The following is a 10,994-nucleotide window of genomic DNA, read 5'->3' on the forward strand; positions in this document are numbered from 1 at the left end:
TGAGGAGAACAACAATGATCTTCACCCAGGAACACGAAGAACTGCGGCGCACGGTGCGCCAATTTGTAGACCGCGAGATCAACCCCCACGTCGAGGAATGGGAAAAGGCCGGGCGCTTTCCCATCCACGAGATTTTCCGCAAGGCCGGTGAACTGGGGCTGCTGGGCATCTCCAAGCCGGAAAAATTCGGCGGCATGGGCCTGGACTACAGCTACTCCATCGTCGCCGCCGAGGAGTTCGGCACCATCCATTGCGGTGGCATTCCCATGTCCATCGGCGTGCAGACCGACATGTGCACCCCGGCCCTGGCGCGCTTCGGCTCCGATGAACTGCGCGACGAGTTTCTGCGGCCGGCCATCACGGGCGAGCAGGTCGGCTGCATCGGCGTCTCCGAAGTCGGCGCCGGTTCCGATGTGGCCGGGCTCAAGACCCACGCCCGCAAGGACGGCGACGACTACGTGATCAACGGCAGCAAGATGTGGATTACCAACTCCCCCAGCGCCGACTTCATCTGCCTGCTGGCCAACACTTCGGACGACAAGCCCCACGTCAACAAGTCGCTGATCATGGTGCCGATGAACACCCCGGGCATCAGCCTCAGCTCGCATCTGGACAAGCTCGGCATGCGCAGCTCGGAAACCGCCCAGGTGTTCTTCGACAATGTGCGGGTGCCTCAACGCAACCGCATCGGCCACGAAGGCGCCGGTTTCATGATGCAGATGCTGCAGTTCCAGGAGGAACGGCTGTTCGGCGCGGCGAACATGATCAAGGGCCTGGAGTACTGCGTGGACAGCACCATCGAGTACTGCAAGGAGCGCAAGACCTTCGGCAGCCCGCTGATCGACAACCAGGTGATCCACTTCCGCCTGGCCGAGCTGTCCACCGAGATCGAGTGCCTGCGGGCCCTGGTCTACCAGGCCACCGAGCAGTATGTACGCGGCCAGGACGTGACCCGGCTGGCTTCCATGGCCAAGCTCAAGGCCGGGCGCCTGGGCCGCGAGGTCAGCGACAGTTGCCTGCAATACTGGGGCGGCATGGGCTTCATGTGGGATAACCCGGTGGCCCGGGCCTATCGCGATGTGCGCCTGGTGTCCATCGGCGGCGGTGCCGACGAGATCATGCTGGGGATCATCTGCAAGCTCATGGGCATCCTGCCAGGGAAAAAGAAATGAACCCGCTCCCTGCCTGCCAGACCCTGCTGCTGGAGCCGCGCAACGGCGTGCTGTTCATCAGCCTCAATCGCCCGCAAAACCGCAATGCCATGAGCCTGCAGATGGTCGCCGAACTGCGCACGGTGATGGCCGCGGTCCGTGACCGGCGCAGCGTCCGTGCCCTGGTGCTGCGCGGCACCGGCGAGCACTTCTGTGCCGGTGGCGACCTCAAGGACATGGCCGGCGCCCGGGCCCATGGCAGCGCCGCCTACCGTGAACTGAACCGGGCCTTCGGCGCCCTGCTGGAAGAAGCGCAGCACCTGCCCCAGGTGCTGGTGTGTGTGCTGCAGGGCGCGGTGCTGGGGGGCGGTTTCGGCCTGGCCTGTGTCAGCGACATCGCCATCGCCGAGCACTCGGCCCAGTTCGGCATGCCGGAAACCAGCCTGGGCCTGCTGCCCGCGCAAATTGCCCCGTTCGTGGTGCAGCGCATCGGCCTGGCCCAGGCCCGGCGCCTGGCCCTGACCGCCGCCCGTTTCGATGGCGCCCAAGCCCAGCGCCTGGGCCTGGTGCACTTTGTCGAGAACGATGCCAAGGCCCTGCACGAACGCCTGGAGCAGCAGCTTTCCCTGGTGCTGCGCTGCGCCCCGGGGGCCAACGCGGCGACCAAGGCCTTGCTCCTGGCGAGTGTCGACCAACCGCAGGGGCCATTGCTGGACCAGGCCGCCAACGACTTCGCCGATGCAGTCCTGGGTGAGGAAGGGGTCGAGGGCACCCTGGCCTTCGTGCAGAAACGCAAACCGGCCTGGGCCAACTGAGCCCTTGTAGGAGCCGGCTTGCCGGCGAACGCCCCCCACCGATTCCCGGGAGCCTGTATGCCCAATTTCAACAAGATCCTGATCGCCAACCGTGGCGAAATCGCCTGCCGCATCCAGCGTACCGCCCAGGCCCTGGGCTATCGCACCGTGGCCGTGTTCAGCGATGCCGATGCCGAGGCCCTGCATGTGCAACTGGCTGACGAAGCGGTGCATATCGGCCCGTCCGCGGTACAGCAGTCCTACCTCGACGGCGCCGCGCTGCTGGAAGCGGCACGGCGCACCGGTGCCGACGCCATTCACCCGGGCTACGGATTTCTTTCGGAAAATGCCGAGTTCGCCGCCGCCTGTGAAAGCGCCGGCCTGGTGTTCATCGGCCCCAGCGCTGCCGCCATCGAGCTGATGGGCAGCAAGCGTCGCTCGAAGATCGCCATGCTCGAAGCCGGCGTGCCGTGCATCCAGGGCTATCAGGGGGCGGAACAGGACGACGCCACCTTGCAGCGCGAAGCCCAGCGCATCGGCTATCCGCTGATGATCAAGGCCAGCGCCGGCGGTGGCGGGCGTGGCATGCGCCTGGTACACCAGGCCGGCCAGTTGCTGGAAAAGATCCGCACGGCCCGCTCCGAAGCCCTGCACGCCTTCGGCAGCGACGAACTGATCCTGGAGCAGGCGCTGATCGAGCCGCGGCACGTGGAGGTGCAACTGTTCGGCGACCAGCATGGCCAGTTGATCTACCTGGGTGAGCGGGATTGCTCGATCCAGCGCCGCCATCAGAAGGTCATCGAAGAGGCGCCCTGCCCGGTCATGACCCCGGAGCTGCGCCAGGCCATGGGCGAGGCAGCGCTCAAGGCCGGGCGGGCGGTGAACTATGTGGGCGCCGGTACCGTGGAATTCCTCCTGGATGCGAGCGGGCAGTTCTATTTCCTGGAGATGAATACCCGGCTGCAGGTGGAGCACCCGGTCACCGAACTGGTAACGGGCCTGGACCTAGTGGCCCTGCAACTGCAAGTGGCGGCCGGCGAGCCGCTGCCCCTGGGCCAGGAGCAGGTGCGCCTCGACGGCCACGCCATTGAAGTGCGGCTGTATGCCGAGGACCCGGCACAGAACTTCCTGCCGCAGACCGGCCAGATCCTGCGCTGGGAGCCGGCACCGGGGATCCGCACCGACCATGGCTTGCAGGAAGGCCAATGGATCAGCCCGTTCTACGACCCGATGCTGGGCAAGCTGATCGCCCACGGTGCTACCCGCGAAGAGGCGCGGCGCAAACTGCTGCGTGGCGTCGAGGATTGCGTGCTGCTGGGGCTGGAAAGCAACCGCCGGCTGCTGGCCAACCTGCTGCGCCACCCGGTGTTCGCCAGCGGCCACTTCAGCACCGCCTTCATTGCCGAGCATTTTGCCCAGGACCCGAGCCTACGACCCCAGGAGCCCACTGCCGAGGAACTGGCCATCGCCGCTGCGCTGTTCCACCACCACAGCGCCAGCGCCCATGGCCCGGCGCTCAATGCCTGGAGCAACAATGCCGGGGTGCCCCTGGACTACCGGCTCGGGGTGCAGGACCGGCAATGGTCGCTGCACCTGAACGCACTGCCCTCGGGCGCTGTGCAGGTGCGCCAGGGCGATGGGCTGCTGGAGCTCAAGGTACGCAGCGCCGATGGCCGGCGGGCCAGCCTGGAGATCAACGGCATTCGCCGGCCGTGCGCCTATCGGCTGGAGGGCGGGGAGCTGTGGTTGAGCAACGCCAAGGGCAGCCTGCACCTGGTGGATCGCACCCATGCCCCGGCCCAGGGCCAGAACACTGCCTCCAGCGGTACGCTCAAGGCGCCCATGGACGGGGCGATCGTCGATGTACTGGTCAGTGAGGGCATGCACGTAAGCAAGGGCCAATTGTTGCTGGTGCTGGAGGCGATGAAGATGGAGCACCCGCTCAAGGCCGGGATCGACGGGGTGATCACCCGGGTCCAGGTCAACCTCGGGGACCAGGTGAAAAACCGCCAGGTACTGGTGGAAGTGGAGTAGCCCGGGCACCTTCCAGCAGATCCAGGCAGACGGGGCATCGGTCGGGACGATGCCCCCTCGATGCGCTCAAGCAGCCGTCCCCCTAGGCGGATGCCTCGGCTTTGGCTACGCTCAAGCCTCTTCAGGATGTTTCAAGGCTGGAATTCGTGATGCCCCACTGGCTGGTAATAGATCTGGAAGCCACGACGGATGAAGGGGGCTGGCCGGTGAGCGAGATGGAAATCATTGAGATCGGCGCCACCCTGGTCAACCGTCAGGGCCGGGAACAGGACCACTTCCAGCGTTTCGTCCGCCCCTTGCGGCGCCCCATGCTGACGCCGTTCTGCCGCGAACTGACCCACATCACCCAGGCCAATATCGACAGCGCCGCGCCCCTGAGCGAGGTCTGGGGCCTGTTCGAGCGCTGGCTCGGCCAGCATCAGCCGCGCCTGGAAGGCTGGGCCAGCTGGGGCGACTACGACCGCAAGCAGTTGCAGCTGGAATGGCACAACCAACAGCTGCACAGCCTGCTCAATGAGGTGCCGCACATGAACCTCAAGCAGCGCTTCGCCAAGGCCCGGCGCCTGGAGCGGCCCCTGGGGCTCAATGCAGCCCTGCAACTGGCCGGCATGCAGTTTACCGGCCAGCAGCATCGGGCCCTGGAAGATGCGCGCAATACAGCACGCTTATTACCGCTGATTCTTCCTTGACGGCGGCAGGTGACGGCCCTGAAGGCCTTGTGCATACTGGCCGCCCTTTTTGACCCTTTCTTGAGGAATCGCCCATGTTTAAAGTCAACGAGTACTTCGACGGCACCGTCAAGTCGATTGCCTTCGGCACGGCCGAAGGCCCAGCCACCATTGGCGTCATGGCCCCGGGCGAATACGAGTTCGGCACCGCACAACGGGAAATCATGCACGTGGTCTCCGGCGCCCTGACCGTGCGCCTGCCAGACAGCGCAGACTGGGAAACCTTCCCGGCCGGTAGCCAGTTCAACGTTCCGGCCAACAGCAAGTTCCAGCTCAAAGTCGCAGTGGACACCGCCTACCTGTGCGAATACCGCGGCTGATCGAGCATCGCGGCGTTACCCCGGAATAAAAAATGCCCGTCTCCCAGGAGACGGGCATTTTTCGAGGTGGCACCGGTTATTCGATGACCGTCACCGCCATCCCTACCTGCAAGCGACCGTTGCCATCATTGACCAGGTTCTGGCCGAACATCGCCCCATCGGCCTGGGCCCGGTACTTCTGCAAGGTGGCCAGAGGTTCGCGGTCGGCACTGCGCTCGCCGGTCTGCGGATCGATGGTGGTGAGAATGCAGCGCGAGCATGGCTTGACCACACGGAACTCGACATCGCCGATACGCACGCGTTTCCAGTCGTCCTCGGCAAAGGCCGCACTGCCCTCGACCACCAGGTTCGGTCGAAACCGCAGCATCTCCAGGGGCCGGCCCACGCGAGCGACCAGGTCATCCAGGGAGGCCTGGCCAATCAGCAGCAGGGGAAAACCATCGGCGAAGGCCACCTGGTCATCGTCCCTGCCATAACCGGCGGCGGTGCTCCGTGCCCGCTGCGCAGGAACCTGCACCAGGCGGCTGGGCTTGCCGATGAATTCGCTGACCCAGGCCGCGGCTTCGTCCCCCGCATCGGGAACCCGCAAGGTGTCCTGCCAGATGGTCACGCCGCGCAACGGTGCATCCGCACCCGGCAGCGCTACTTCAAGGGTGGAGTGGCCGGGGGCGCTCAGGGTCAGGCCACCCTGGTCATTCCACAAGGCCGACAGCTGACTCATCCGCGCTACGGCGCGCTGGGTCAGAAAACGCCCGCTGGCCTCATCCACCAACATCCAGCGGCGATCCCCTTGCAGCCCGAGCTTGTCCAGGCCGATCTGTTGCAGGGTTTCGCCCCTGGCGGATTTCAACGGGTATCGGTAAAGCGCGCTAAGACGCATGTCCAGCTCCCTGTATGGGCAAAAGCGCTCACCCTATACCAGCATCTAGCCGAAACAAAGGAGCGCCGGCGCAAGGCCCGTGTCAGGCGTCGGCTTCGTCCAGCATCAGCCGTTGGCGGACCACGTCCACCAGCTTGTCCGGCTGGAACTTGGACAGGAAGTTGTCGCAACCGACCTTCTTCACCATCGATTCGTTGAAGCTGCCGGACAAGGAGGTGTGCAGCACCACATAAAGCCCGCGCAAACGCGGATCGTTGCGGATCTCGGTGGTCAGGCGGTAGCCGTCCATTTCCGGCATTTCCGCATCGGTGAACACCATCAGCAGCTTGTCGGTCATCACCACGTCGGTGTCGGCCCAGGCCTTGAGCATGTTCAGGGCCTTGAGGCCATCACTGGCGATGTGCATCTTGACCCCGAGCTGGCCGAGGGTGTCGCGCAATTGCGAGAGGGCCACGTTGGAGTCGTCCACCAGCAGCACTTCGCGGCCACGGGCACGCTCCAGCACCGGATCTTCCAGCTTGTCCCGGGAAACCTTGGCGTTGTAGGGCACGATTTCCGCCAGGACCTTTTCCACGTCGATGATTTCCACCAACTGGTCATCGACCTTGCTGATGGCGGTCAGGTAATGCTGGCGCCCGGCGCTGGTGGGCGGCGGCATGATGGCTTCCCAGTTCATGTTGACGATGCGGTCCACGCCACCGACCAGGAACGCCTGCACCGAGCGGTTGTACTCGGTAACGATGATGGTGCTGTTGGGGCCCGGGACCAGCGGGCGCATGCCGATGGCCTGGGACAGATCGATGACCGGCAGGGTCTGCCCGCGCAGATTGACCACCCCACAGACAAAGGGATGGCGCTGAGGCATCAGCGTCAGCTTCGGCAGTTGCAGCACTTCCTGGACCTTGAACACGTTGATCGCGAACAGTTGCCGGCCGGCCAGGCGGAACATGAGGATTTCCAGGCGATTCTCACCCACCAGTTGCGTGCGTTGATCTACCGTGTCGAGAATGCCGGCCATTAATGACTCCTGGGCTTGTTCTGATGAATTCACTAAAGACAGATATCGGCCGGGTCTGCCGTATCTTGACCCGCATGCAAATTGCCACACAAAGCCGTTGATGTCACATTAACATCATGCTTTACTGGCGCGGTCAATTCAGCACCACCCTCTGCGCCGGCCAGACCTCTATTTCGGTGCAAGGTTCCCGTGCCTAGGGGAATCCCCTATCAACAATCAGGACCAGCCTGATATTCGCGATATCCAATAGCCATTAATGTGACGCCATTCTCATTGCATGAACGGAGTCAGGCTTTTGTTTTTGATCGCAGAAAGGTGGCTTGGCCCCCTTTCAAGCCCCACTACCCTCGCTCATCCTGCCCCAGCGCGCTTGCGCCGCCTTGCTGTGGCCGGCATGCGCGCACGGACCGGGTTCGAGGCCACTCGACTCGCTCGGCAGGCTGCGACCGCAGGCAAGCATTCAGCTATAACGTCAATCCAGCTGCACCTATCGCGTCCAACTTGCAAACCGTTCAGCCAACGCCCTATCAAGCCATCGGACACGCAGTCATGGAGATAAGCATGCTAAAGGACGGCCACGAGTGCGCCACACCGCTGCCCGAGTTCCTGCTTGAAGCCCAGGCCCTGCTGGCCAGATCGGAAGACTGCCTGAGCCACCTGCACCTGATCAGAAACGATGAAGAAGCCATCAACTGCCTGCTCGCCAGCCTGCTGAGCCTGGCCCAGGCCGCGGCCCGCCACGCAGTCAGCCCGCTGGCCGAATTCTCCCTGCATATTCATGGCGTGCTCAAGCGCACCCCCCATCCCCTGGACCTCAACGATCCGATCCTCGACGCCTTGAAGAGCTGCCTGACGCTGATGGCCTGGCAACTGGAACTGATCGACCCGCGCAACGGCCAGCTCAATCTGGACGACAGCGAACAAGTCATGCTGATCGAAGAACTGACGGAGCAAGTGGGACAGAACTGTAACTGCACATATCCATCTTGCAGCCACTGAAGTTGTATTTATCCGGCGGGGCAGCGGATAAAACTCTCGCCGATCACCGCCCTACTGCACAACATCGACAAAATATCGGGCCAACTGCCAAGCACCCGGTCGTTATTGATTAATTCATACCCAAGAGCGACATCAATCACTCCATAAAGCCAACTAGCAAGGTCACCGGGACTTGCTGTTCAACGCGCTGTGCATGCGGGCAAACCCGCTCCCCAGCACACTTTGCGCGATGTTCGGGCGCACGTGGCGCCAATGGTACCGACGTACCGCTACCCTCCAGTTCCTGACTCTGAAGTCCTATATGACTGAGCGTATAAACGCGACCGACGGTATCTTCGGTGGTATTATGCGGCGCATAAACGGACACAGTTAATGGCACATTGATTCCAATGGCGGCAGTTACTACTCAGCCTGTACAACACGAACAGACAGCGTTGATTGAAACCGGGTATTCAAAGAGCATCGTTTCCCAAACAAGCCTCGTCATCCATACTTGACCGGGCTCTTCGCAGCGAACATCCATTGGCTCCATCCGCTATGTACGCCAGCCTCAAGTCATTCTTCTCTTGGCCCCCCTCCCGTGATCACCTGCGCTGGCTCAGCCTGTTGCTGTGCTCCTGCTCGACCCTGGCCAGTGTGCTGGTCTACTGGTTGGGCCGGCCTCTGCCTCTGGGGTTGCTGGTCATCAACGTGGCGGCGCTGGCCTGCATCTGGATGCAATACGGTTATTCGCGCAAATCCATCCGCTTCCAGCCCCAGGAACTCGCCGAGCGCCTGCTGGAGGTCAAGGAAAACGAACGGCACCGTCTGAGCCGTGAACTGCATGACGACATCGGCCAACTGCTGACCGCCGCCAAGCTGCAGACCGACTGGCTCAAGCGCCGCCTGCCGGACGAGTTGCAAGAACATTGCGTGGTGCTGGGCACCACCCTGGAAGAGACCCTGGCCAAGGTGCGGGACGTCTCCGCCATCCTCAACCCGCGGCAACTGGCCAGCCTCGGGCTGGAAGCCAGCCTGCGCGCCCACCTGCTCAAGACCCTGGAAAACACCTCGGTGCACTGGAGCCTGGAGTGCCACCAGCGCCTGGCGGGCATTCCCGAGGAAATGGCCGTTGCAGCGTTTCGCATCACCCAGGAAGCAGTGACCAACATCCTGCGCCACGCCCAGGCGAAAAACCTGCTGGTACGCCTGCAACGACTGCCCGAAGGCCTGTCGCTGTTCATCAGCGATGATGGCCAGGGTTTCGCCCCGGCCAGCGACCCGGGCGCCCAGGGCCAGCGCGGCATGGCCGGAATGCAGGAACGAATCAGTCAGTTGGGCGGCCTGTTGAAGGTCACCAGCGAGGCCGACCAAGGCACACAGATCGAAGCACTCTTTCCCTGGGCCCCTCGCACTCTGGAGCGGGCCAGCACGAATAAGGTTTTACATTGACCTGTAATTTACTCTTGGTGGATGACCACTCGCTCATCAGGGCTGGCGTGCGTGCCCTGGTCATGGACATTCCCGGATACGCGGTGATCGGTGAGGCGGACGATGGCTCGTTCCTGCTGGAAATGGTCGAAAGGCTGCATCCGGACATCATCCTGCTGGACCTGTCGATGAAACACACCGGCGGCCTCGACGCCCTGCGCCGGCTCAAGGCGCTCCACCCGCAGAGCAAGGTGCTGATCCTGTCGATGCACACCGACCCGGCCCTGATCATGCAGGCCCTGGAATGCGGCGCCCACGGCTATCTGCTCAAGGACACCACCGCCACAGAACTCGAACACGCCCTCCAGGCCCTGCGCAACAATGAACGCTACCTGAGCCCGGCCATCGCCCACACGGTGATCAACCAGGCCCTGACCCGGGCTCAGAAGCAACCTCCGCCACCGGAGCAGAACCACAACCTGACGGCCCGCCAGCTGGAGATCCTGCGGCTGATCGTGCGCGGCAAATCCACCCGGGAGATCGCTCTGGGCCTGGGCCTGAGCATCAAGACCGTGGAAACCCACCGCTCGCAGATCATGAAGCGCCTGCAGATCTTCGACGTTGCCGGGCTGGTGCTGTTCGCCGTGCGCGAACGCATCATCAGCCTCGACGACTGACTCAGCGGGCGCCTCCCAGCAGCGGCGAATCCTCGGGCAGATGCACCTGCAACGCGCCAGGACGGGCGGTGAAACGCAAGGTATCGCCCTGCAGCGGCTCGCCGTCGAGGTTGATGTCCAGGCCTCGGGACGCCTTGATCTCGACCCAGGGCAGGCGTGCCCGGACAAACAGATTGTCGATCCCCAACCCGCCCGCCAGCAGGTTCTTCAATGTGCCCACCAGTTCCTGGGGCGCCGGCAGGATGCTGATATCCAGCAAGCCGTCATCGGCCAGGGCCCCCGGGCACAACTCGTGCCCGCCGCCCGCTTGACGGCCGTTGCCGATACCCAGGGCCAGAAGTTCGCCATGCCAGTGGAAACCCGGCCCCTGCAACTCGCCATAGGCCGCGCTCAGCTCGGCAAAACGTGACAGACCGGTGAACAGGTAGGCCGCGCCCCCCAGGACCTTCTTCAAATCCTCCGAGGTGTTGGCGGTGACCTGGCTGCCAAAGCCGCCCGTGGCCATGTTGAGGAACATCTGCCCGCCGACCTCCCCCAGGTCGATCGCCCGCGCCGGCACATCCAGCAGGTCCAGGGCCGCCGCCGGGGTCAGCGGCACGCCGGCAGCCCGGGCAAAGTCGTTGGCGGTGCCCAGCGGCAACAGCACCAGGCTGGCCGGGGCGTCGGCATTGGCCAGGGCTTCGGCGATGTCCCGCAGGGTGCCGTCGCCACCGCCGGCAATCAGCCGGGTATGGCCGGCAGCCAACGCCTCCTGCACCAGGCGCTGGGCATCCCCCGCCTCCCAGGTCAGGCGCACCTGCAAGTCCCAGCCGGCGGCGCGCCGGGCCTCGACGGCCGCGCGCACCTCCTCGTTGAGGGCCTGTTTGCCGTGCAGTATCAACAATGCCTTGCGCTCACTCATCAGCCCTGACTCCGGTTATGGATTCCATGAAGGATGTTGACCCTGCCGCCCGCAGAAAAAGTCTGTCGTCGGAATTTATTTT

11 protein-coding genes are annotated in these 10,994 nt (G+C 63.8%); 8 read left to right on the top strand and 3 right to left on the bottom strand.

Annotated features, from left to right (window positions below; all coding sequences use genetic code 11):
• The first annotated feature begins 14 nt into the window (after positions 1-14).
• The 5 genes from atuD to BLS75_RS07850 all read left to right on the top strand — a co-directional run bounded on the left by atuD (position 15) and on the right by BLS75_RS07850 (position 5,027).
• Entirely contained in the window at positions 15-1,172 is a 1,158-nt protein-coding gene (gene atuD, locus BLS75_RS07830; RefSeq protein WP_011062472.1) for a citronellyl-CoA dehydrogenase, read from the top strand.
• On the top strand, positions 1,169-1,966 hold the full coding sequence (locus BLS75_RS07835) for an enoyl-CoA hydratase/isomerase family protein (RefSeq protein ID WP_072450596.1): 798 nt from the start codon (positions 1,169-1,171) through the stop codon (positions 1,964-1,966). Before atuD ends, BLS75_RS07835 begins: the two co-directional genes overlap by 4 nt.
• 57 nt (positions 1,967-2,023) lie before the next feature.
• Complete coding sequence (locus BLS75_RS07840) at positions 2,024-3,979, top strand: acetyl/propionyl/methylcrotonyl-CoA carboxylase subunit alpha (RefSeq protein ID WP_072450597.1); 1,956 nt, start codon at positions 2,024-2,026, stop codon at positions 3,977-3,979.
• A 149-nt stretch (positions 3,980-4,128) separates the two neighbouring features.
• Positions 4,129-4,668: a 3'-5' exonuclease gene (locus BLS75_RS07845; protein WP_011062475.1), complete on the top strand. Its 540-nt coding sequence runs from the start codon at positions 4,129-4,131 to the stop codon at positions 4,666-4,668.
• 74 nt (positions 4,669-4,742) lie between these two features.
• A complete protein-coding gene (locus BLS75_RS07850) occupies positions 4,743-5,027 on the top strand; it encodes a pyrimidine/purine nucleoside phosphorylase (protein ID WP_011062476.1) in 285 nt (94 codons plus the stop codon).
• A gap of 76 nt (positions 5,028-5,103) precedes the next feature.
• Here the strand turns inward: BLS75_RS07850 and BLS75_RS07855 are convergent, their stop codons facing one another.
• The gene (locus BLS75_RS07855; RefSeq protein WP_011062477.1) at positions 5,104-5,907 is read right to left on the bottom strand and encodes an MOSC domain-containing protein; all 804 of its coding nucleotides are present in this window, start codon (positions 5,905-5,907) and stop codon (positions 5,104-5,106) included.
• A gap of 82 nt (positions 5,908-5,989) precedes the next feature.
• Positions 5,990-6,925 carry a chemotaxis protein CheV gene (locus BLS75_RS07860; RefSeq protein WP_011062478.1) on the bottom strand — a complete coding sequence of 312 codons (936 nt, stop codon included), beginning with the start codon at positions 6,923-6,925 and terminating at the stop codon, positions 5,990-5,992.
• A 561-nt stretch (positions 6,926-7,486) separates the two neighbouring features.
• Here BLS75_RS07860 and BLS75_RS07865 point away from each other — a divergent pair.
• The 3 genes from BLS75_RS07865 (at position 7,487) to BLS75_RS07875 (ending at position 10,011) form a co-directional block, all read left to right on the top strand.
• Positions 7,487-7,924 (top strand): hypothetical protein, encoded by a 438-nt coding sequence (locus tag BLS75_RS07865; protein WP_015636500.1) that lies wholly within the window; start codon positions 7,487-7,489, stop codon positions 7,922-7,924.
• A gap of 537 nt (positions 7,925-8,461) precedes the next feature.
• A complete protein-coding gene (locus BLS75_RS07870) occupies positions 8,462-9,355 on the top strand; it encodes a sensor histidine kinase (RefSeq protein ID WP_072450598.1) in 894 nt (297 codons plus the stop codon).
• Positions 9,352-10,011 (top strand): response regulator, encoded by a 660-nt coding sequence (locus tag BLS75_RS07875; RefSeq protein ID WP_011062481.1) that lies wholly within the window; start codon positions 9,352-9,354, stop codon positions 10,009-10,011. The genes BLS75_RS07870 and BLS75_RS07875 overlap by 4 nt, the downstream gene beginning before the upstream one ends.
• A 1-nt stretch (position 10,012) precedes the next feature.
• Here the strand turns inward: BLS75_RS07875 and yegS are convergent, their stop codons facing one another.
• Positions 10,013-10,912, bottom strand: a complete 900-nt coding sequence (yegS, locus tag BLS75_RS07880) for a lipid kinase YegS (protein WP_072450599.1) — start codon at positions 10,910-10,912, stop codon at positions 10,013-10,015.
• Positions 10,913-10,994 lie beyond the last annotated feature (82 nt).

It is taken from the genome of Pseudomonas sp. NFPP12 (genome assembly GCF_900103205.1).
Classification (GTDB): domain Bacteria; phylum Pseudomonadota; class Gammaproteobacteria; order Pseudomonadales; family Pseudomonadaceae; genus Aquipseudomonas; species Aquipseudomonas protegens.